The organism is Mucilaginibacter dorajii, from assembly GCF_024808255.1.
Lineage (GTDB): Bacteria > Bacteroidota > Bacteroidia > Sphingobacteriales > Sphingobacteriaceae > Mucilaginibacter > Mucilaginibacter dorajii.
Genome location: NZ_JANTYS010000008.1, coordinates 66,500 through 88,480, shown reverse-complemented (window position 1 = coordinate 88,480; position 21,981 = coordinate 66,500). Strand labels below are relative to the sequence as shown.

Annotated in this window: 19 protein-coding genes; 8 read left to right on the top strand and 11 right to left on the bottom strand. The window is 41.9% G+C overall.

Annotated features, from left to right (window positions below):
- Positions 1 to 345 precede the first annotated feature (345 nt).
- The 5 genes from FHS10_RS12635 to FHS10_RS12615 all read right to left on the bottom strand — a co-directional run bounded on the left by FHS10_RS12635 (position 346) and on the right by FHS10_RS12615 (position 4,599).
- Positions 346 to 1,272, bottom strand: a complete 927-nt coding sequence (locus FHS10_RS12635; RefSeq protein ID WP_259091144.1) for a bifunctional riboflavin kinase/FAD synthetase — start codon at positions 1,270 to 1,272, stop codon at positions 346 to 348.
- A gap of 85 nt (positions 1,273 to 1,357) precedes the next feature.
- The gene (gene truB, locus FHS10_RS12630; protein WP_259091142.1) at positions 1,358 to 2,086 is read right to left on the bottom strand and encodes a tRNA pseudouridine(55) synthase TruB; all 729 of its coding nucleotides are present in this window, start codon (positions 2,084 to 2,086) and stop codon (positions 1,358 to 1,360) included.
- A gap of 262 nt (positions 2,087 to 2,348) precedes the next feature.
- The gene (locus FHS10_RS12625; RefSeq protein ID WP_259091141.1) at positions 2,349 to 3,152 is read right to left on the bottom strand and encodes an undecaprenyl-diphosphate phosphatase; all 804 of its coding nucleotides are present in this window, start codon (positions 3,150 to 3,152) and stop codon (positions 2,349 to 2,351) included.
- A 154-nt stretch (positions 3,153 to 3,306) separates the two neighbouring features.
- Positions 3,307 to 3,594 carry a DUF3098 domain-containing protein gene (locus tag FHS10_RS12620; protein ID WP_259091139.1) on the bottom strand — a complete coding sequence of 96 codons (288 nt, stop codon included), beginning with the start codon at positions 3,592 to 3,594 and terminating at the stop codon, positions 3,307 to 3,309.
- Positions 3,595 to 3,720: 126 nt separating this feature from the next.
- Positions 3,721 to 4,599 (bottom strand): cell division protein FtsX, encoded by an 879-nt coding sequence (locus tag FHS10_RS12615; RefSeq protein ID WP_259091138.1) that lies wholly within the window; start codon positions 4,597 to 4,599, stop codon positions 3,721 to 3,723.
- Positions 4,600 to 5,384: 785 nt separating this feature from the next.
- Between FHS10_RS12615 and FHS10_RS12610 the strand changes: the two genes are divergently transcribed.
- A complete protein-coding gene (locus FHS10_RS12610) occupies positions 5,385 to 5,582 on the top strand; it encodes a hypothetical protein (RefSeq protein WP_259091136.1) in 198 nt (65 codons plus the stop codon).
- Positions 5,583 to 5,676: 94 nt separating this feature from the next.
- On the opposite strand, the gene FHS10_RS12605 is transcribed toward FHS10_RS12610, so the two are convergent.
- The 3 genes from FHS10_RS12605 to FHS10_RS12595 form a co-directional block, all read right to left on the bottom strand.
- Entirely contained in the window at positions 5,677 to 7,461 is a 1,785-nt protein-coding gene (locus FHS10_RS12605) for an ABC transporter ATP-binding protein (protein WP_259091501.1), read from the bottom strand.
- A 222-nt stretch (positions 7,462 to 7,683) separates the two neighbouring features.
- A complete protein-coding gene (gene truA / locus FHS10_RS12600) occupies positions 7,684 to 8,550 on the bottom strand; it encodes a tRNA pseudouridine(38-40) synthase TruA (RefSeq protein WP_259091134.1) in 867 nt (288 codons plus the stop codon).
- Between the two features lie 60 nt (positions 8,551 to 8,610).
- Positions 8,611 to 9,144, bottom strand: coding sequence for a DUF892 family protein (locus FHS10_RS12595; RefSeq protein WP_259091133.1), 534 nt, complete (start codon positions 9,142 to 9,144; stop codon positions 8,611 to 8,613).
- A gap of 132 nt (positions 9,145 to 9,276) precedes the next feature.
- On the opposite strand from FHS10_RS12595, the gene FHS10_RS12590 reads away from it, so the two are divergent.
- The 4 genes from FHS10_RS12590 (at position 9,277) to FHS10_RS12575 (ending at position 14,460) form a co-directional block, all read left to right on the top strand.
- Positions 9,277 to 9,747: a DUF4293 domain-containing protein gene (locus tag FHS10_RS12590; protein ID WP_259091131.1), complete on the top strand. Its 471-nt coding sequence runs from the start codon at positions 9,277 to 9,279 to the stop codon at positions 9,745 to 9,747.
- Between the two features lie 124 nt (positions 9,748 to 9,871).
- Positions 9,872 to 11,770 (top strand): sensor histidine kinase, encoded by a 1,899-nt coding sequence (locus FHS10_RS12585; RefSeq protein WP_259091129.1) that lies wholly within the window; start codon positions 9,872 to 9,874, stop codon positions 11,768 to 11,770.
- On the top strand, positions 11,754 to 12,398 hold the full coding sequence (locus FHS10_RS12580) for a response regulator transcription factor (RefSeq protein ID WP_259091128.1): 645 nt from the start codon (positions 11,754 to 11,756) through the stop codon (positions 12,396 to 12,398). The genes FHS10_RS12585 and FHS10_RS12580 overlap by 17 nt, the downstream gene beginning before the upstream one ends.
- Positions 12,399 to 12,600: 202 nt before the next feature.
- Entirely contained in the window at positions 12,601 to 14,460 is a 1,860-nt protein-coding gene (locus tag FHS10_RS12575) for a DEAD/DEAH box helicase (RefSeq protein ID WP_259091126.1), read from the top strand.
- Positions 14,461 to 14,947: 487 nt separating this feature from the next.
- Here the strand turns inward: FHS10_RS12575 and FHS10_RS12570 are convergent, their stop codons facing one another.
- Genes FHS10_RS12570 through FHS10_RS12560 form a run of 3 tightly spaced genes read right to left on the bottom strand, consistent with a single transcriptional unit; the run spans position 14,948 to position 16,696 of the window.
- Positions 14,948 to 15,283, bottom strand: a complete 336-nt coding sequence (locus FHS10_RS12570; protein WP_259091124.1) for a hypothetical protein — start codon at positions 15,281 to 15,283, stop codon at positions 14,948 to 14,950.
- 41 nt (positions 15,284 to 15,324) lie between these two features.
- The gene (locus FHS10_RS12565) at positions 15,325 to 15,669 is read right to left on the bottom strand and encodes a hypothetical protein (RefSeq protein WP_259091122.1); all 345 of its coding nucleotides are present in this window, start codon (positions 15,667 to 15,669) and stop codon (positions 15,325 to 15,327) included.
- 25 nt (positions 15,670 to 15,694) lie between these two features.
- On the bottom strand, positions 15,695 to 16,696 hold the full coding sequence (locus tag FHS10_RS12560) for an NAD(P)H-dependent glycerol-3-phosphate dehydrogenase (RefSeq protein WP_259091120.1): 1,002 nt from the start codon (positions 16,694 to 16,696) through the stop codon (positions 15,695 to 15,697).
- 280 nt (positions 16,697 to 16,976) lie between these two features.
- On the opposite strand from FHS10_RS12560, the gene FHS10_RS12555 reads away from it, so the two are divergent.
- From FHS10_RS12555 to FHS10_RS12545, 3 genes are all read left to right on the top strand, one after another.
- Positions 16,977 to 18,173 carry a hypothetical protein gene (locus tag FHS10_RS12555; RefSeq protein WP_259091118.1) on the top strand — a complete coding sequence of 399 codons (1,197 nt, stop codon included), beginning with the start codon at positions 16,977 to 16,979 and terminating at the stop codon, positions 18,171 to 18,173.
- A gap of 58 nt (positions 18,174 to 18,231) precedes the next feature.
- Positions 18,232 to 18,393, top strand: coding sequence for a FeoB-associated Cys-rich membrane protein (locus tag FHS10_RS12550; RefSeq protein WP_259091116.1), 162 nt, complete (start codon positions 18,232 to 18,234; stop codon positions 18,391 to 18,393).
- Between the two features lie 66 nt (positions 18,394 to 18,459).
- Positions 18,460 to 21,840 carry a trifunctional glycoside hydrolase family 18/polysaccharide deacetylase/glycosyltransferase family 2 protein gene (locus tag FHS10_RS12545; RefSeq protein ID WP_259091114.1) on the top strand — a complete coding sequence of 1,127 codons (3,381 nt, stop codon included), beginning with the start codon at positions 18,460 to 18,462 and terminating at the stop codon, positions 21,838 to 21,840.
- Positions 21,841 to 21,981: the final 141 nt, after the last annotated feature.

The window sequence follows — 21,981 nt, the reverse complement described above, 5'->3', positions numbered from 1 at the left end:
TGACAGTCAAAGGTACGAAGCCCCCTCTAAATCTCCCCCAAAGGGGGAGACTTTATTTTTTTAAATGCCTTATTTACCTGTTTTTTCAAGTCCTCTCCTTTGCCCTACTGTGTGTACACATCTTTCTTGATAAAGAAAAATGTCATTTCGAACGAGCAAGGGTAGGGAAAAGTGGGGCGCGAGGAGAAATCTTGTACGATTTGCATGGCCGAATGTTAGCTTTTAGAAGATTTCTCCTCACCTCCGGCGCGCAATCCCACCTCGGTTCGTTCGAAATGACAACGTTTTTTATTTATGTGTTAAAAAGCAAAAGATGTGTACACACTGTAGTCCTTTGGAGAGGATTTAGGTGAGGCTCTTCAGCACATCCACCTTATCCTGGGCCAACTGAACTTTCAATTCATCTAACCCGGCAAACTTTACATCGCCGCGCACATAGTGGTGAAATTCCATTTTGATGGTTTGATTATAGATCTCCTGGTCGAAATTAAAAATATTGACCTCGATATTGCGGGTCAAACCGTTTACTGTTGGGCGGCTGCCAATGTAGGCCATGCCTTTATAAGTTTGACTATCAATGACTACGGTTACGGCAAAAATACCATCGGATGGGATGAGCTTATATTTTTCCTCCACAACAATATTGGCCGTTGGGTAGCCTATTTGCCTGCCAATTTGATCGCCACGCACTACTTTACCGGTAATGAAGAAAGAGTAACCCAGGAAAGCATTCGCCAAATCTATTTTTCCATCTAACAGCGCGGTACGGATACGGGTTGAGCTGATAGCTACTTCGTTTATATCCTGCTCTGGAATTTCCACCACATCAAAACCATAAACAGGGCCAAGCTTTAGCAAATCTTCCAACCCTCCCTGGCGGTCTTTACCAAAACGGTGATCATAGCCTATCACTATTTTTTTTGTGCCGATCTTATTTACCAGCACATCACGAATATACCCTTCGGCCGTTTGATTACTAAAATCCCTTGAAAATGGGGTAATGATTAAATGATCTACCCCTAAAGCTTCCATTAGCTGGGCTTTTTCGGTAATGGTGGTGATCAGCTTGATGCTTTCATCTTCGGGATGTAATATCATCCTTGGGTGCGGGAAGAAGGTAAGAATCACCGTTTCGCCGCCAATTTGCTCCGCGAGTTCTTTGATACCGGCGATAATTTTACGGTGGCCTATATGTACCCCATCAAATGTACCAATGGTGACAACCGCATTCTTTATCGCTGTAAATTCGTCTATATTATTGTATATCCTCATTTGATGAGTAAAAACACAAATTTAATTTTTTAGTTTACCGGGCTATCTTACAGCCGTTTTTTTGACCGGGATATGTATATCATCCTTAGCTTTGATCGGCAATCGGCTCAAACGGTGCTTTCAATGCCCTGATGGTATTTACCAGTTCCATTACTTCCCAGGCATCTTCAACGCGGTAATTACCACTACGGGTACGCCTTAATTTTGACAGGTACGCTCCATTATTTAAAACCGCCCCAAAATCATGAACTAACGACCGGATATAGGTCCCCTTGCTACAAACCACCCTGAAATCAACTTCGGGCAGTTCAATACGGGTAAGTTCAAACTCACTGATTGTTACAAAACGCAGCCTACGTTCAACCTCCTCACCCCTACGGGCTTTCTCGTATAAACGTTCACCATCTATCTTAATTGCCGAGTGCGCGGGTGGATATTGCTGAATATCGCCGGTAAACTGTGCGCAGTTATTACGCAGCTGTTCGGCGGTAAGTTGGCTGATATCGAATTTATTGTCGGGCTCTGTTTCCATGTCATACGATGGAGTGGTAGCACCCAGCACCATGGTACCTGTATATTCCTTTTCTTCGGCCTGGAAAGTATCTATCTGTTTGGTCATTTTACCGGTGCAGATGATCAACAGACCGGTAGCCAAAGGATCAAGCGTGCCCGCGTGGCCAACCTTTAGCTTCAAAGGTTTGAATGAATTGCGAATTTTGCCAACCACATCAAAGCTTGTCCACTGGTAAGGTTTGTTCACCAACAGCAACTGACCTTCGGCAAATTCTTCTATTTTATTGTAGGATTTCTTCAATTATTGCTTTTAAAGCGGCAAAGGTAGGGAAAAGCCAATCCAAATCTTTTAATATTTTTAAGTAGATGTTTTTATCCCCATCGGGGGAAGAGCGTTGTAGAATAAAAACAATTTGACACCGTGCCGTAGGTACGGAACCAAGGGTAGCGTACCTACGGCACGCAAAAACGTTTATTAACGTATGCTACAAAGCTTTTGCACCGCTGGTGCAACCTTTCAAGTTGTTAACTTGCAGTTGCTTATTCTGGACAAAAGGAGGCTTTTAAAGCGCCTGCAAATCGTGGCCGCTCAGGATTAAACCGATAATCACGATGCCAACAACGATGCGGTACCAGCCAAATAGCACAAAGCCTTTTTTCTCCAGGTAGGTAATAAAGGTTTTGATGGCCAGCATGGCTACTATAAAAGCAATTACGTTACCTATAGCTAATAGTTTAATTTCTTCGCCGGTAAAAGTATTTCCTTCTTTAAAAAAGTCGTACAGTTTTTTACCGGTTGCTGCAAACATGGTTGGTACAGCCAAAAAGAAAGAAAATTCAGCAGCTGCTTTACGGGTTAGTTTTTGCGACATACCACCAACAATAGTAGCTGCCGAACGCGATGTACCGGGGATCATGGCCAGGCACTGGAAAAACCCGATTTTTAAAGCGGTTAAATAATCTATATCCTTTTCTTCCTTAATAGTTGGTTTGTTAAACCATTTATCAACAAATAATATAACTACACCGCCTACCAGCAAGCTAACGCCTACCACATACACATCTGATAAAAGCGCGTCGATCTTTTTACTGAAAAGCAAACCGAAAAAAGCTGCAGGTAAAAAGGCAACCAATAGCTTAAGGTAAAAATTGATTGATTGGAAAAATCTTTTCCAATACAACACCACAACCGATAAAATAGCGCCCAGTTGCACAGCAATGGTAAAGAGCTTAATAAACGGATCGGCAGCGATGCCCATGATAGACGAGGCTATGATCATGTGCCCGGTTGATGAAACCGGTAAAAACTCTGTTATTCCTTCAACTATGGCAAGTACAATAATGTGTATTAGTTTCGCGGTATCCATGTAGGGGTTGGTGATGGGTTAGATTTTAGAGTTGATTAAGTTGGATTGGGTTGATTAGGTTGGATTGGGTTGATTAAGTTGATGACATAACCAATTTAAACAGAACAGTCGATCAGGAAAACCAATCAACCATTCACTCAATCAACCCAATAAACTATTTGCTTGCTTCCGGCTTTTTTAAAATAGCGTAAAACCCTAAACCGAAGCCGGCCAAGACTACAATCGGCGCTATAACAATTTTGGTAGTGCTGTAAATATCTGTGGTGCCAGACATCAGTACAAAACCAAAAGCAACAACCAATGCACTGATGATTAAAAATTTGTAATTGCTTTTGTCAAATATAAACTCCACAGGCTCGGTGCTGATAGTTTTTGCAGCTTTTGGAGCAGTTGCCGTTGCCGATGTTTTTAAAGGCGTAGTTGGTTTAAATTTTTGTGCCATTTTTTTAATTATTGAATTACTGATTTATTGAATTACTGATTGAATCCGCAAATCAATTTTTGACTTTTAAATTTTGAATTTTGACTTAAGATCAAAACCTTTCAGCTTTAACCTTTCGCCTTTAACCTATCTATATAGGTCGTATATTTTTAACCGTAAAAACTTGTTAACTGCCAGGAAGGTGCTAAAGCCGGATATGAAAATACCCAGGCCAACAACCCCTAAAAATACGATGCCAAATTCGGTATAGTTTTGCAGGAATACCAGTTCAGGAATATTTTGGTAGGCCACGTATAAAGTACCTATAAGCAGAATAACAGCGATCAGGCCGCCTAACAAACCATGCCAGATGCCATACAGTAAAAACGGCTTGCGGATAAAACCCTTGGTTGCACCTACCAGCTGCATAGATTTGATCAGAAACCTTTGCGAATAAATGGCCAAACGAATGGTATTATTTATAAGCGCGACCGATAGGATCACAAAGATGCCCGCGAACGTAAGGATGATCAAACTGATCGCCTTCACGTTCTCGTTCATCCTATCAACCAGTGATTGCTGGTATTTAACTTCTTTAACCAAGGGGTTTTTAAGCAGTTCGGCTTTAAATTTTTCTATATCCTTATTATTGGCATAATCTGCCTTCAGGTAAATATCTAATGATTGCGATAGCGGGTTATACCCCAGGAACTTTACAAAATCTTCGCCCAGGTCTTTTTGCAGGTTACGCGCGGCAAGCTCTTTACTTACGTATTGCGTTTGCTTAACCATTACATTGGCATCCAATTGTTTCTGCAACTGCAATACATCGGTTTCATGGGCGGCATCGTCAACAAAAATATTCAGTACAATATTTTCTTTCACATAGCGCGAAATGTTATTGGCATCAACCAGTAATAAGCCCAGTAAACCAACCATTAACAACACCATTGCAATACCAAATACAGTTGAAATGTAAATGGTTTTGGTTTTTTTTGCCGATGCACTTGCTTCAAATTCTTCCATATCTCAGATTTGAGATATGAGATTTGAGATTTGAAATGAAAACAGCCCCGCTTTGAAGCTTGTCTCACATCTCACATCTCATATCTCACATCTATATTTGTGCGAAATTAAGAAACACGCCTTAAAGGTAAAAGTTTATTAGTTATAAATAATGCTTAATAGTGTAATAGCGTGCAGGTTTTAACATTTATTAACGAATTGGTCTGAACCGGAATTAAAGAATTATTAAAATTTCCATAATGACGCATCCCTCACCAGGGAAGTCGCTTTTACCCATAGGTAATGTATTCGTGTTATCTTAAGGCACCTTTTTTTGAGTCAGACACGAATAGCCGCCGACCCGGTTAAAATTCAATCGAATTTCACGAATGATCCAGGATCGAAGGGACTTGTATTGGCCAACAACAGGCACAAATATTGGATGCGCCTAAATTGCACCATAAATCAATTTAGTGTTAACCATGAAAAAATACAAAACATTGATTATAAGATAATTAATATGTATTTTATCTAAAATATGTTAAGTTATGTTAACCCAATTAGATGCGTTTACGCTGTAGCACCAAATTAAAATGTGATTGAAAAAAAATCATAAAATTACTGTAACCTACCTTACAGGCAATTAAACTTAGTGTTTACGCGACGCTCTGCTTGTGAGAAAATAAAGTAAAATATGAAAATCGATTTCCTTCAGCTCTCATCAGCCATATTCCATAAATTCTATTAATTCCGTAATTCCGGTTCAGACAGTATAAACAATCCATTATGCTCCATGTTATATCAACATGACAAAGCCAGCAAACAACAAACAGAAACAATCCCCATCGGATACACCAACCGACAGGCCAACAGACAACGGCGGCAAAAGCAAGGTTAAAAAGCAGGATAAGCAATACAAAGCCAATGAACCACACGGCGGCGATATAGCCAAAAAACACGAAAAAGAAGAGCAACCGGTACATTCTGGAGATAGCCTCACCTAAATCCTCTCCACAGGAGAGGACTTTTGATTTGCGTGGCGGTGGACGCTTTATATTGGAAATGTCTTTTGATTTTGCGGGTGGATAACCACGCAAATCAAGAACCCTCTCCTTTGGAGAGGGCAGGGAGAGGCTCTCTCGCTATCCCCGCCGAGTTAAACTGCAGGTCATACAACTTCCGATAGTGGCCATGCTCTATTTTGAGAAGTTCCTGGTGGGTGCCCATTTCCATGATCTCGCCATGATCAAGTACAATAATGCGGTCGGCATTTTGGATGGTTGACAGGCGGTGGGCTATTACAATAGCCGTGCGGCCCTGCATCAGTTTATTGATAGCATTCTGTATCAGGATCTCGGTTTCAGTATCAACCGATGAGGTGGCCTCGTCCAAAACCAAAATAGCGGGGTTATATACCAGCGCCCGGATAAAGGAGATCAACTGAGCCTGCCCTGCCGATAAGGTCGATCCCCTTTCCATTACATTATAATCATAGCCGCCGGGTAGGCGTTCAATAAATTCATGCGCGCCAACATCTTTTGCCGCAGCAATAATTTGCTCACGCGTGATCAGTTCATTATTCAGGCTGATGTTGTTAGCGATGGTATCGGTAAATAAAAAAACATCCTGTATTACGGTAGCAATCTGCGAACGCAAAAATTCAACCTCGTATTCCCTGATATCGCGACCATCAACTTTGGCACTGCCCTTCCCTATTTCATAAAAGCGGTTAAGAATATTAATGGTTGATGATTTGCCCGCGCCGGTAGCGCCAACCAATGCCAGCGTTTCGCCGGGCTTTACATGAAAGCTAATGTCTTTAAGCACCCAGTTTTCGTCGTTATAGGCAAACCAAACTTTGTCGAATTGAATTTCGCCCTGTAGCCTGCCGGTTTTCAGCGTTCCGTTATCAACAGCAACCTCATCAGTATCTAATACTTTAAAAATCCTATCGGCACCCACCATGCCCATTTGCAGGGTATTAAATTTATCGGCCAGCTGACGGATGGGGCGGAAAAGCATATTCAACAACACAATAAAACTGGTTATCAACCCGGGCGTAATTCCCTTGCCCGATGTGGTTAAAGCCATTTGCTGACTATCCGACAGCATCCGTTTACAACCATACCAAACCAGCAGGCCCATGCAAATAGCAAACAAGATCTCTACAACCGGGAAAAATATGGAATAGTACCAATTGGAGCGGATGTTGGCATCGCGGTATTTCAGGTTAACAGACTTAAACTTGCGCATCTCCTGGTCTTCCCGCGCAAAAAGCTGAATAACGCTGATACCCGAGATATGCTCGGCCAAAAAGGTATTCAGTTGCGCTACCTGTGTACGCACTTCCTGGAACGATGATTTAATAGCCTCTTTAAAAACATAAGTTGAAGCAAACAGGAAAGGCATTGGGATAAGCGTAATGAGCGCCAGTTTCCAATCTTTAAACAGCATTAAACCAACCACAGCAACTACCAATAGCATATCGCCCATAATAGAGATCAGGCCTTCTGAAAATATATCGGCAATGGTTTCCAGGTCAGATACCGTGCGGGTAATAAGCATCCCGATAGGTGTACGATCAAAATATTTTAAACGCAAACTGGTGATATGATTAAAAATATCGATCCTCAGATCGCGAATTACGGATTGCCCAAGGGAATTGGTGAGATAAGTTTGATAATATTGGGCAATGGTTTGAATAAACAGCTGTGCTACCATTAGCCCGACCATAAAAACCAGGCCATCGTAATTATCATTCAGGATATCAACATCCAATGTATGTTGAATAAGAATAGGTTGTAACAGGGCGCTAACCGCTAAAAAAACAGTCAAAAAACCGGCTATTATAAAAGTGGTATTATAGGGTTTTACATAATGCATCACCCGTTTTAACAATTTCCAATCAAGCGCCTTCCCGGTAACGGTGCCCCCTGCAGAGCCCCCCCCGCCCCCTGAAGGGGGAGCTTTTTGATTAGCAGTATGGTCTGCTTTTTTTTCAGTCTCTTGTTTATTCTTATTCACTTATTCAAAGATAGAATATAAGTTATAAATTTTGTTCCGCCAACCTTTTGTTCCCCCTTCAGGGGGTTAGGGGGCCTGGGCTTAATACCTAACTTCCGTTAAATACAACCCACACGCCGGTACACTCATGCCGGCGTTTGAGCGGTTTTTACTTTCAATGATCTCTTTTACTGCTTCGGGTGGTATTTCGTGTTTGCCTACCATCATTAGCGTGCCAACTATAGCCCGCACCATGTTGCGCAGAAACCTATCTGCCGAAATATGGAAAACCATGCCTTGCTCCGTTAGCAGCCACTCTGCCCTGCTTATCTTGCAGTTATTGGTTTTTACCTGGGTATTTGATTTGCTGAAACAGCTAAAATCAATATAATCCAGCATCATAGCCGCGGCCTGGTTCATCAAATCGATATCCGGCACATCGCGCAGCATCCATGAACCACCTTGTAAAAAAGGATCTTTATTAAAATGCACATGGTACTGGTATGACCGTAGCGTGGCATCAAACCTTGCATGCGCGTCGGCATGAACAGGGATAATATTTTTTATTGCGATATCCGGCGGAAGAATGGCATTAAGGCCGCGGATTTTGTTGTTGAGCTGCGGGTTCATGGTTGATGGTTCATAGTTCATGGCAGAGGCTTCTGATGCACCTTCTGCGTTCTTCCTATGATCTATGATCAATGAACTATTAACATCTTCCTTCCTACTATGATCTATTAACAATGAACCATGAACCTCTTCAGCATCAAAATGGGCAAAAAACTCTTTGGCATGCACGCCGGTATCCGTGCGGCCACAACCGGTGGTTTCAATGGGTTGACGTAAAACAGTAGCAAGCGCTTTGTTTAATACCTCTTGCACACTAATGGCATTTTGTTGTATTTGCCAGCCATGATAGTTGGTACCATCATAAGCGAGTTCAATAAAGTAGCGTTGTTTACCCGTCACGCGGCAAAGTTAGTTATTATGGCGGCACCCAGTATTCATAATTTGGTCAAAGTTAAATCTTCATTCGGCCACTGGCGTGCTGATATACGCTTTATAGATCCCCTCAAACATCAGCTTGTCCTCTACCGCCTGGTTAAATGGTTTATCCAAAAAGGTATTGCTATACCCTACAGTCTTGGCCAGGTTTTTCAATACTTTAAAATAAGTTACCTCAATCCCTTCAACCAATTGCAGGTAAAACACAATAAAAACATCGCGTTCTATCGGCGTTTTGCCCGACCGGATGGCGGTTATATAGGCCTCCAGCGTCATTGCCTTCATACCGAGTACACTTATCTGCGATTGGTCTTCGCCTATAGCTTTAAATATCCCGTCCATATGTTGGATCTGGCTCCGGGCATCATCGCAGCATTCCTGTATCGCATCTTTTAAATACTGTAACGTTGCCAGTGTTTTTATCTCTTCAAAAAAGTGAATGAGATGTTGCTTACCGCAATAAATACTGTTTAAATGTTCAAGGAATATTTTTTTGAGGTGGGCATCTTCAAACTTTACCTCCTCTGGAGATAGGCTTTTATCGGGGCTGGAGGTCATCACTTAATAATTAATGTAAAATCAGTTTAAATATACTATAATAATTATCATTAAAAGCAAATTATTGCTGTATTAAAAATGACTCAAGGCAATTGCTAAAACATCTATATTTGCCATTATAATTTTAATATTATGCTACAAAGAATACAAAGCGTTTACCTGTTGGTTGCCAGCCTGGCATTGTTCGCCCTTTACCTTTTTCCGCTTGCGCACAACGTTTATATAAATGATATTCCCGTAACTATTATGGTTACCGGCATTTTCCAGAATATTAACGGCGTTCAAAAACATACCGATTCGTTTACAGCGCTTACTGCTGTTACTGCTATAGTGGCCATCATTCCGTTGGTGATCATCTTCCTGTTCAAAAACCGTAAACAACAAACAGCACTTATTTACAGCACCATCCTGGTACTTTTTGGCTATAGCTTCTGGATGGCACAAACTGTAAAAGAAGCGGTAGGCGAAGGTGTACAGCTGGGCACCAAAACAATGGGTATCGGTCTGTTTTTAACTTCTATCAGCATCGTTATGTTACTGATGGCTGTAAAAGGCATCAAAAACGATGAAAAACTGGTAAAATCTGCCGATAGGTTACGGTAATCCCCTCTTACTAATACCTGTTAATGGGTATTTTCATTAGCGTAATTATTCCATTACATTTATATGAATGTATGTGATGGGCCGTTTTTTGCAACCTAACAAACTTAAGGGTGTTATTTTGCTGATGATATTATTTATCAGCGGCGGGGTATCGGCACATACTATTGATACCCTATTTGTTAAAGGCCCAGTTGATGATTACCTGAGCAATTACTACACCTGGTTTAAAGATGCCAAAGGTACCTTAACCCCATCGGCCGCGTTTGATAGTCTTCGGGCGCACAAATTCAAATCAGAACATGGCCACAAGGTATTTAACCGCGGTTTTACCAACAACAGCTACTGGCTGGCGGTTTATGTTAAAAACGATACAACCATCAGGCTCCCGCTATTGTGGAGTTTTTATAATAACTACCTGTCGTTTGATCTTTACGAAGCCACTGAGGGTAAACTGCCTTTAACATTTCACGGCACACAATCCAGCCTGCTCCCGCTTTCTGAACGCGAATACCCGGTAAGAAGCACTTCATTTAAAGTTGTCCTCTTACCGCAACAAACCAAGCTGCTATTGGTAAAGGTACATACCGTTAATGCCGATAATATTTATTTCCCTACAGATATCACAACCGTTCAGGATTACTTACAATATGAAACCCATTACTCTTTTTTATTAGGCCGATTTTTAGGATACTTCACATTTGCCCTCGTATTTAACATCCTTTTGTGGTTTGCGCTTAAGAACAAGCTGCATTTGTGGCATGCGGCTTATGTGCTTTCGCTTATTGGTTTCAACATCAATGAGTTTATGTTTGATACTTTTATCTTTCCCGATTGGTTTTATAAACTATGGGCACATCTGCCTAAAACATTATTCCTGCTTTTGCCGGTTTACCTGGGTATTAATATCCTGCAGATCTTTATCAATCAAAAACAGGATTTTAAAACGCTGTACCGGCTTTTCAGGGTTTACAAAATTGTTACACTGATAGCGCTCGCGGTTATCACCATCAATGCTTTTGCACTTCCGTTTAACAACATTTTTGTAAAATACAGTCGTGTTGTTGCTTATTTCCTGGCGTTCACAGGCATTATACTTATTGGTGTTAACGTGGTTGCGGGCATCGTCAAAAAACATTATTACACCATAATTTATTCGATATCGACTATTTTTCTCCTGTTCGCGTTCCTTGATTTTTTGCTGAACACTTTAGAAGTTGGACAATTGTTTTTTATCCCACCCGGTAATATCATTGTGGCTTTTACCTTCGAGATCCTGGCGCTTACCGTAATATTTGTGTTTCGGTATAAAAAGGAAAAGAACGACAGCATTTTAGCGCTCAACGAAACATTCAGTATCCGCACCAGCTGGGCACGCGAGATCATCAAAATTCAGGAGCTGGAGCGAGAACGTATAGCCCGCGATTTGCATGATGATGTGGGTGCAACCTTAAGCACCTTAAAACTGCACCTCAGTAATCATCCCGAAAAAGCCAAAAGCAAACAGGAAATTGCCGATTACCAGCGGTCAATAGACCTGATCTCGAAGATCACCAACGACGTAAGGGCTATTTCGCACGACCTGCTCCCGCCTGATTTTTCGCAGGATGGCTTGTTTAACGCACTGCAAAACCGGGTAGACGAAATTAACTACCATGGCAAGATCAAATTCCAGTTAGTTACCGAGGGCGATGAAGAAAAAATAGATAAGGTTACCACAGCCATTTTAATTTATCGTATTATTAATGAATTAATTACCAATATCATTAAGCATTCCGATGCATCGGAAGCCAGTGTGCAGTTAGCGGTACTGATCAACGAAATTCAGATCATTATTGAAGATAACGGCATCGGCATGACCAACGTAGTGAACAAGGCTGGCATTGGCCTCAAAAACATTGCATCAAGAGTTGAATTTTTAAACGGCGAGATCCACATCGACACCAATAAAAAGGGATCGACATTTATTATATCTATACCCATTGATTTAAAGCAAGCCACTATTGCCGATGACTACGCCAGCTAACAACGCCATACAGATCATCATTGCCGAAGACCACCCTACCTTTTCGTTGGGGGTTGAGCAGTCGTTAGCGCGGGCCGGTAACATGGTGGTGATGGATAAGGTAAGCAATGGTAAACAGCTAATGCAGCTGCTAAACACCAAAACGCCCGACCTGATCCTGATGGATATCCTGATGCCGTACATGAATGGCATCGAAGCCGCTAAACAGATCAGGAAAGATTTTCCGGCCATCCGCATCATCTTCATATCTATGTATGAGGAAAATAACATCATCAAACAATGCATGCAGTGCGGTCATGGCTATATCCCCAAAGCATCCACTACCGACGAGTTAATCTACATCATCAATACCGTAATGGCCGGGCAAACCTATTACTATAATACCCGGCAACAACCTTTCCCCCAAAACTACAGCGACGACCTGATCAAAAAATACAAACTCACTAAACGGGAGATAGAACTGATCCAGCTATTAAAAAATGGCCTCACTACCAAAGAAATAGCCAATAAATTGTTCCTGAGCAGCCTTACTATCGAAACCCATCGCAAAAATATTTTCAGGAAGCTGGAAGTAAAGAACATTACCGAGCTGATAGTTTTTGCGCTGAGCAACCGCATAGTGGATTGATAAATGCCGCTAAAAACCGAAAATAACGCGGTGAAAAATTACGACATCCGTAATTAAGTTACTATTTTAAAGGCATTTAGCATTAAAATGAAAATAATTGCCAAAAAGTTAAACTGATTGTTTATCCTTATTGCTTTTTAAAAATATTAGCGCTATCTTTGCGCCCGATTTGGCGATGTTGCCAAATTCGTTATTTTAATTCATGAACCCATTTATTCAACTGGGAATCCGTCATGATATTGTTAATGCCATCTCTGAGTTAGGGTTCGAAAACCCTACGCCAATCCAGGAACAGTCAATTCCGGTATTGTTAACAGGCAGCAACGATTTTGTCGGATTAGCCCAAACCGGGACCGGTAAGACTGCTGCCTTTGGCCTACCATTATTAGAACTGCTGGATTTCGAAGAAAATCATCCACAGGCACTTGTTTTATGCCCAACACGTGAACTTTGTTTACAGATCACGAACGACATTAAAAATTACTCCAAAAAAATGGACAACGTTCACGTTGTTGCCGTTTATGGCGGAGCAAGCATTATGGATCAGTTACGCCAGATTAAACGCGGCGTACAGATCGTTGTGGCCACACCAGGCCGTATGCTTGATATCATTAACCGTAAGGCGATAGATTTTTCGAGGGTAAAATTTGTAGTATTGGATGAAGCTGATGAAATGCTCAACATGGGCTTTCAGGAAGACATTGATAATATCTTATCTACCACGCCAAACGAGAAAAAAACCTGGCTATTCTCGGCCACTATGCCTGCAGAAGTTAGGCGTATCGCTAAAAAGTACATGGATAATCCATTTGAGCTTACCATGGGCGAAAAAAATACCGGCAATGCCAACATTGAGCATGAGTACTATATAGTACGTGCCCGTGATAAGTATGCCGCTTTTAAACGCATTGTTGATTTTAACCCTGATATTTTTGGTATTGTATTTTGCCGTACCAAAATTGAAACACAGGATATTGCTGAGGCCCTGATCAAAGACGGTTACAATGCCGACTCATTACACGGTGACCTTTCGCAACAACAACGCGATAAGGTAATGAAACGCTACCGCGAGCGTAACCTGCAGTTATTAATTGCTACAGACGTTGCCGCACGTGGTATTGATGTTAATGATGTTACACACGTTATTAACTACTCGTTACCAGATGAAGTTGAAAATTACACTCACCGTAGCGGTCGTACAGCCCGTGCAGGTAAAACCGGTGTATCTATTTCAATTGTTAACGCAAAGGAATTAGGCAAAATACGCCAGATTGAGCGCACTATAGGTAAAAAATTCGTTAAAGCAGAAATCCCAACCGGTTTTGATGTTTGCGAAAAACAATTATTCTCTATTGTTCACAAAGTACATAACGTAACTGTTAACGAAGAGCAAATTGAGCAATACCTGCCGCGCATCCTTGATGAGTTTAAAGATTTTAGCAAAGAAGATTTTATTAAACGTTTTGCTTCAATTGAATTTAACCGTTTCCTTGACTATTATCAAAATGCCCCTGATTTGAACGCAAGCGTTGAAGAAGGACGCATAAGAGAGCGTGATGACCGTGGTCCACGTAGCGCGTCAAGCGGCCCATCGGCTTACACCCGTTTGTTTATCAACCTGGGTTCTGTTGATGAGTTTAACCGTGGCGATCTGTTAGGTTACATCTGCAACACATCAAAAATTAGCGGCCGTTCGGTTGGTAAAATAGATGTAAAAGGTGTTTACTCTTTCTTTGAAGTACCTAACGAGGACGTTGAGAAAGTAAATGCAGGTTTTGCAGGTGCCGAGTACAAAGGCCGCCCTGTAAGGATAGAAGTATCCGGCGAAGGTACAAGCGATCGTCGTGAAAGCAGTGGTGGTGGTTACCGTGGTGGCGGCGAACGTCGCGAAGGCGGTTACCGTGGTGGCGAACGTCGCGAAGGTGGCGGTGGTTACCGTGGTGGCGACAGGCGCGATGGCGGCAATAACCGTGGTGGCGAACGCAGAGAAGGTGGCGGCGGTTTCCGCGATTTCTCTGGCAAACCCCGCGAAGATCGTCCGGAACGCAAAAGAAGATTCTAAAGTTAGAGTCAAGAGATTAGAATCAAGAGTTAAGACAACTGCAAACGCGGTTTCCTTAAATTTTGATTCTAATTAAATTAAAAAGAGCCAGGAATCAAAAACAGCTATTGTAGCTCTATCTTGATTCTTGACTCTTAATTCTTGACTCTAATAATAAAGATAGTTTTCATGAGCTTCCCCTGGTAAGGAAGCAAGTTTTAGTTTAGTTTTGTTAACAGAGCCTTCAACTGCCGCCAGCAGTTATGAAGGCTTTTGTTTTTTTAAGGAATGCCACCCAAATATGTCATTGCGAGTGCAGCGCGGCAATCTCGTCGCCATACAGAGCTAATAAGTATAGCAACGGAATTGCTTCGTACCCACCCATGGCAAGTTGTAGATCCAAACTTACGAAGTTTTAAAAACTTCGTAAGTTTTTCGTCGCTTTGTCATTCCCACCTTCACAATCCGCTGATTTTATTACTCGCAAAGGCATAATCATAAATCTTCCTTACCGTGAAAACTCCACAATATCAGAATCCGGATAAAACAGGGTAAGTTTATGATCATCCAGGTTTTTAATCAGGAATTTGGTAAAAGGCCTGCTACCCTGGTACGACGTAAAAATGGTATCGTTTTTCACAAAATAATCTTCCGTAATTGGCTGCCCATCATCGGTAGTAAAACCTTTATCTGTAATTTCCAGCTTGGTTTCGCCATCTTTTGCCTTCCATTTACCAAGCAATTTTTTATTTACCGGGCTGCTGCCATTATTGCTGTTACAAGCAACAGAGAACAATATAAGCGCGCCTACTGCGTGGGCCAATATTAAGGGATATTTTTTCATGATAGGTTATTTGATGCCTTTTACCCTCAAGATATAAAAAATTAATGAGCAGGCTTATTAATCAGTTGAGATTCTTTAACGTAAACCCGATGGCCTTTTTTGTTAACGTAGTAGTATTTTGAGTTTTTGTCGATGTAAACATTGTGATTGCCCGGCGCTACTTTTCCGTTATATTTTTTGTCTACAATTGTCGATTCGCTGTTAGCGGCTATCTGCGATGTTTTATGCCCAACCTTTACAGCGGTAGTTTTGGTTGTGTGGCTAACTTTTTTGGCGGTTTTACTTATTTTTTGACCAAAGGTAGTATCCTTATGAGTTTGGGCAAATACGGGTGAAATAACAAATGGTCCGGCAGCAATTAATGCTATTTTGAATAGATTTTTCATAATAAATTGAGTTAATGTTATTTTACTAACTCAATTTATCGGCCAAATTCCTCATTTCCTGCACAGGGGACTTTTTTTGATATAAAATAGCGTATACAGCATCGCAAATAGGCATATTCACCTTGTATTGTTTATTAACCTGTTGTAGGCAATTTACTGCATAATAACCTTCGGCAATCATGTTCATCTCCAACTGGGCCGATGTTACTGTGTACCCCTTACCTATCATATTGCCAAAAGTACGGTTACGGCTAAATTGCGAGTAGGCAGTAACCAATAAATCGCCCAGGTAGGCCGATTCTTTGATATCCCTGTCAATAGGGTGTACCACATCAACAAAACGCTCAATTTCCCGTATTGCGTTTGAAATCAATACCGCCTGAAAGTTATCGCCATAACCAACACCATGGCAAATACCTCCGGCTATGGCATACACGTTCTTTAACACAGCTCCCCACTCAGTACCATAAATATCGTCAGATACGTTGGTTTTAATATAACGGGTATTAATGAGGCTGGCAAATTCGGCAGCAAGAGCGGCATCACCAGAAGCTATGGTTAAATAGGAAAGTTTTTCCAATGCAACCTCCTCGGCATGGCATGGCCCGCTGATCACTATAAAATCCTCGAATGAAATCCCGTATTTCTGGTTCAAAAACTCGCCAATAATTAAATTTTCATCGGGTACAATGCCCTTAATAGCCGATACTATTTTTTTACCGGCAAGGTCGGCAGGTGTAATTCCCGTAAGCGCCTCTTTCAAAAAAGCGGCGGGTACGTTCAGCAAAACAATATCGGCAACCTGTATCAGGCTTTTTAAATCTGTAGAAATATTTTCTTTAGGCAGTTTTATCTCAACCGAGCTTAAATAATAGGGGTTGTGACCAAATTTATGCAGGTGCTCAACCGCCTGCGCGTTACGCATCCACCAAAAAACTTCCTTTTCGGTAGTATTATCAACCAGCATTTTAACATTGGCTGTTGCCCAGCTTCCGCCGCCTATAACGGCTATTTTCTTTTTATACATTAAACAATTAAGCAAAAATGCCAGTTGTAAGTTTTAATTGACACAGCAAATTAATGAAATATTATTTTCTTGGACGAAGGATTATTGGACAAAAGACTTTTGGACTCTTTTTGGAGCAAGGAGCAAAGATTTTTGGAGGAAGGATTTTTTGTAGCGAATTAAAACCTTGAACTAAATTAGTTAAGTTTGTTTGTAACAAGCCCCTCCCCACCATCGCGGAAGGAAGGACTTTAAAGTCTCCCCTACCGGGGGAGATTTAGAGGGGCTAATAATCACACCTATGAACCCATCTGCCAGGAAAAAATTCAATGCCGGCTTTACCAAAAAGAAGTACGGGCAGTTTTTAGATAAGCTTAACCAGGGCCTGCATACGCCCGTGCAATTCCGCGTTGCCGAAACCCCTGTTTTACTTACTGCCGATTTTAGGGACAGACTGATTGCCGCGGGCAATGATATCATAGCCACCATTTTGCAGCCCGATTTTAAAGAGCTCACAGAGCGCGCCATTCCCGATAAATGGCGGGTAGCCAACGAAAACGACCATCCCCATTTCATCGCCTTAGATTTTGGGATTTGTAAAGACGATGTCGGCAATATTGTTCCAAAGCTCATAGAGCTACAGGGCTTCCCATCGTTATATGGTTTCCAGGTTTTATTGGGCGACACTTACAAGGAGATCTTTGATATCGCAGATAACGAAACCATATTCTTTAATGGATTAAACAGATACGAATACCTCGCCCTACTTAAAAGAACCATTGTTGGCGATTACAAACCAGAAGAGGTGGTATTGATGGATGTTAACGCCCCCGAGCAAAAAACAGTTATTGATTTTTACCTCACCCAAAAGTACCTAAACATCCCGGTAATATCATTAAGCGATTTGATACAGCACAGTACAAACCTGTTTTATAAAACCGACGACGGTGCAGAACAGCAGATTCGTCGTATTTATAACCGGCTGATATTTGATGAGATAGATAACGATCCGCAGATATTTGACAAAGTTGTTGATATAAGACAGGCATTGGATGTGGAGTGGATAACGCACCCTAACTGGTTTTACCGCGTCAGCAAGTTTACCATGCCGTTTTTGAAAGGCGATTATATTCCCAAAACACAATTCCTGCATAAGGTTGATCTCATCCCCGCCGATTTAGAAAACTACGTTTTAAAACCCCTTTTCTCCTTTGCGGGCCAGGGGGTTATTATTGATGTTACTTTAGATGATATCCGCAGCATTAAAGATCCGGAGAACTGGATATTGCAGGAAAAAGTAAATTACGAGCCTGTTGTACAGGCACCTGATGGTGGTGTAAAGGCCGAGATTCGGCTTTTATACCTTTGGCCCAATGGTGATGAAACGCCAACGCTGGCTATAAACCTGGCCCGTTTAAGCCGCGGAAAAATGATTGGGGTGCGATATAATAAAGATTTTGACTGGGTTGGCGGAACAATTGCCTTTATGCCGTGTTAAACTTTATACTATTGGATAAGTCTATACGTATATATTAAAAATTAAGTATTTTTGTAACATGAACATCCAGGTAATCTTAGTTATTTTACTTTTTGCCGGCGCTATATTTTATATCGGCAGGATGATGTATAAAAGCCTTACAGCTAAAAAAAGCTGCGGCGGTAACTGCAAGTGCGGCGTTGATTTTTCGGGCATTGAGCCGGGCAAAACACGCCAATAATCAGGCAGTAACCATTCATCATATCTTCATTCGTTACCAATACTTTTATTAAAAGTAACCTTATTAATGTCCTCAAGCAAGCAAGTTTTTCAAGCAGATACCCCAGGCAGATGGAACCGTTTCAAGTGGCTTAGCCGCTTTTTGTTAGCCTTCCTCGTTATTGGTATCATTGCCGTAATAGTAACAATTAAATCAACGTACTATCCCGATCTTCCGAGTCTCGACCCTGCTCCCAAAAGGATGTCGAAGGAAGAGCTTGAGCAAATTAAAAAATCAACCAAATACCGGTCGTTTAAAATACAAAAAGGCGAGCTTGAAAAAATGGAGCGCACCAAGCGTATCCATCAACGCAAGCACCCCAATAATAAAGACCGTATAAACGCTGCTTTTTATCGCCCCTGGGAACCGCAGGCCTATTACTCCTTGCTTGATAATATGAACAAGCTGGATATGGTAGTGAGTGAAGGTTTTTCTATCGCCCCAAATGTTGATACGGTTATTACCAAGGTTGATACAGGCATCGTCAACCTTAATAAGAAACTTAACAAACCTATTATACTTACATTATCAAACTATGTAAATATCAATAACCAGGCCGGCGGTTACGATTTTAAGGATGTTGAACGCATCTTTAAAAACCCAAAGCTGCGGGCTGGCTTTATCAAAAGTATTGTAAACGCGCTCCATAAGTATAAGTTCAAGGGAATCAACGTTGATCTGGATGAGATTAAGGACCGTAACAGCAAACACTATGTTGCTTTTCAAAACGAGCTTTACGCTACTTTAAAGGCTCAAAACCTGCTGGTTACACAAAACGTTGTGCCCGAAGACGATACCTACGACATTGTAAGGTTACAGCACGTAAACGATTTCCTTTTCATTATGGCCATTGACGAGCATAGTGAAAACAGTAACGCCGGCGACTTATCCAACCAGCATTGGGTTGAACAGATCCTGGATGATGTGTGCAGCAAAGTACCCAGCGAAAAGATCATATTAACCTTTGCAGCAGGGGCCTATGACTGGCGCGAAAGTAGTTTAGGAAAATCCATAGGCTATCAGCAAGCCATTAGTACGGCCGAAGAAAACCAAAGCAAGATCATTTTTGACCCGGTTTCGGCCAACTCGCATTTTACGTATATGGATAAGGATAGCCTTGACCATACTATCTATTTTGCCGATGCTGCCACCAATTTTAACGTAATCCGCATGGCCGACGATTGGGCAACCGGCGGCGTAGCCTTATGGCGTATGGGTACGGAAGATCCACGATTATGGTCGTTTTTCCAGAAAAACCTGTCTATCGATTCATTGCGTAAAACCGGGGTCGACCAGAAACGGTTAACTTCCGTAGGTTTAAACAGCCGCAAAAACGTAGAGTATGATGGCGACGGCGAGGTACTTGATTTGATCACTACCCCTCAAACTGGCGAAATAGCGATTAGGCTTGATACCAGCGATTTTACCATTAGGCAGCAGCAATACAAAAGATTGCCTACAAAATACATGATCCGTAAGTACGGATATAAGCCCAAAAAAGTTGTTTTAACTTTTGATGATGGCCCCGACCCGGATTTTACACCGCGCATTTTAGATATCCTTCAGCGCGAAAAGGTCCCTGCCGCATTCTTCGTGGTAGGCTCCATGGCCGAAAAAAACATCCAGCTGCTGAGGCGCGAGTATGAAGATGGCTACGAAATTGGTAACCATACCTTCTTCCACCCGGATATTTCAACCATTAGTCTACAACGCGTGGTATTGGAATTAAACGCCACCCGTAAGATCATCGAATCGGTTACCGGGCGCAGCACCATACTATTCCGCCCGCCATTTAATGCCGACGCCGAGCCCGAAACCCTTGCCGAAGTTATCCCGGTAGCAGAAAGCCGCAGGCAAAGCTATATCACCATTGGCGAGTCTATCGACCCCTGGGATTGGCAGCCTGGTGTAACAGCCGATAGTATTGTAGCCCGTACCATCCGCCAGGCAGGTAATGGCTCTATGATATTATTGCATGATGCCGGTGGTGATACCCGCGAAGAAACGGTAAAAGCCTTACCAGAAATTATTCATTACTTTAAAACACACGGCTACCAGTTTACCACCATTGCCGATGTACTTGATAAGACCAAGGATGACCTGATGCCGCCGGTTAAAAGTGACACAGGCATATTTGCGCCATTGTATGATATGGCTGTTCACGGCTATTACTATTTTAACTGGTTCCTGATCTATGTATTTTTATCGGCTATCTTCCTGGCTATTGGCCGTATTGTTTTAATTGCTATACTGGCGATTAGGCAAAACAGCGAAAATAAAAAGTCGGTCAAAGCCCGTGCTGATATACCATTACCTCCGGTAAGCATCATTGTACCGGCTTATAACGAGGAAGTAAACGCAGTAGCAACCATACAAAGCTTATTAAAAACCGAGTACCCGGTATTTGAGATTATTTTTGTGGATGATGGATCAAAGGATAAAACATTTGAGGTGGTAACTGCGGCATACCATGATAATCCATTGATAAAAATCCTGACCAAGCCTAACGGTGGTAAAGCATCGGCACTCAACTTTGGTATTACCCATGCTACCAGCGATTTTGTAGTATGTATTGATGCCGATACCCAACTTAAAAACGACGCTATTTATCACCTGATGAGCTATTTTACCGATGAGGAAATTGGCGCAGTTGCGGGTACAGTAAAAGTGGGTAACGAAACCAATATCATCACCCGCTGGCAGTCAATAGAGTATATCACCGCCCAGAATATGGATCGCCGTGCTTTTGATTTAATCAACAGCATTACGGTGGTGCCTGGTGCCATTGGCGCATTCCGTAAATCGGCCATTTTCCGTGCAGGTGGCTTCACTTATGATACCCTGGCCGAAGATTGCGATTTAACCATGCGCATCCTTAAACAAGGTTATGTGGTAAAAAACTGTGCCGAGGCTATTGCGTATACCGAAGCCCCCGAAACAGTTAACATGCTGCTTAAACAACGTTTCCGCTGGAGTTTTGGGGTAATTCAAAGCTTCTGGAAAAACCGCGACGCGCTGTTCAACAAAAAATACAAGTTTTTTGGTATGGTTGGGATGCCAAACATCCTCATTTTCCAGATCATCCTGCCATTGTTTTCGCCCTTGGCCGATCTGATGATGATCTTTGCCTTGTTTGGCGAAAAGCCGGAGAAGATGCTGATCTACTACGTAGCCTTCGTGGTTATCGATTTCATTGTGGGCATCATCGCTTTCCGTATGGAAAAAGAGGATTACAGGAAGCTCATCTACATTATACCGCAACGCTTTATGTGGAGGCAATTGATGTACTATGTGCTATTTAAATCAATGAGGAAAGCCCTAAAAGGCGAACTGAGCGGCTGGGGCGTATTAAAACGTACCGGTAATGTTAAGATACAAAAAGATAAACCAGAGGAAGGGAAATCCTAAAAGCTAATATTGAAGTTATGAAGAGGTGTTGCCGGTAATCGGGGCACCTTTTTTATTGGATATAATTAATCGATGACTTATAAAAAACCGTCATTGCGAGTTGTAAAATCCACGGACTGTGAAGGTAGAAATGACAACGCC

Coding starts and splice junctions, on each gene's coding strand:
- FHS10_RS12635 (WP_259091144.1), bottom strand. CDS start 1,272: ATGAGGATATACAATAATATAGACGAATTTACAGCGATAAAGAATGCG.
- FHS10_RS12625 (WP_259091141.1), bottom strand. CDS start 3,152: ATGGATACCGCGAAACTAATACACATTATTGTACTTGCCATAGTTGAA.
- FHS10_RS12620 (WP_259091139.1), bottom strand. CDS start 3,594: ATGGCACAAAAATTTAAACCAACTACGCCTTTAAAAACATCGGCAACG.
- FHS10_RS12615 (WP_259091138.1), bottom strand. CDS start 4,599: ATGGAAGAATTTGAAGCAAGTGCATCGGCAAAAAAAACCAAAACCATT.
- FHS10_RS12610 (WP_259091136.1), top strand. CDS start 5,385: ATGACAAAGCCAGCAAACAACAAACAGAAACAATCCCCATCGGATACA.
- FHS10_RS12605 (WP_259091501.1), bottom strand. CDS start 7,461: ATGCATTATGTAAAACCCTATAATACCACTTTTATAATAGCCGGTTTT.
- FHS10_RS12595 (WP_259091133.1), bottom strand. CDS start 9,144: ATGACCTCCAGCCCCGATAAAAGCCTATCTCCAGAGGAGGTAAAGTTT.
- FHS10_RS12590 (WP_259091131.1), top strand. CDS start 9,277: ATGCTACAAAGAATACAAAGCGTTTACCTGTTGGTTGCCAGCCTGGCA.
- FHS10_RS12585 (WP_259091129.1), top strand. CDS start 9,872: ATGATATTATTTATCAGCGGCGGGGTATCGGCACATACTATTGATACC.
- FHS10_RS12580 (WP_259091128.1), top strand. CDS start 11,754: ATGACTACGCCAGCTAACAACGCCATACAGATCATCATTGCCGAAGAC.
- FHS10_RS12575 (WP_259091126.1), top strand. CDS start 12,601: ATGAACCCATTTATTCAACTGGGAATCCGTCATGATATTGTTAATGCC.
- FHS10_RS12570 (WP_259091124.1), bottom strand. CDS start 15,283: ATGAAAAAATATCCCTTAATATTGGCCCACGCAGTAGGCGCGCTTATA.
- FHS10_RS12565 (WP_259091122.1), bottom strand. CDS start 15,669: ATGAAAAATCTATTCAAAATAGCATTAATTGCTGCCGGACCATTTGTT.
- FHS10_RS12560 (WP_259091120.1), bottom strand. CDS start 16,696: ATGTATAAAAAGAAAATAGCCGTTATAGGCGGCGGAAGCTGGGCAACA.
- FHS10_RS12555 (WP_259091118.1), top strand. CDS start 16,977: ATGAACCCATCTGCCAGGAAAAAATTCAATGCCGGCTTTACCAAAAAG.
- FHS10_RS12550 (WP_259091116.1), top strand. CDS start 18,232: ATGAACATCCAGGTAATCTTAGTTATTTTACTTTTTGCCGGCGCTATA.
- FHS10_RS12545 (WP_259091114.1), top strand. CDS start 18,460: ATGTCCTCAAGCAAGCAAGTTTTTCAAGCAGATACCCCAGGCAGATGG.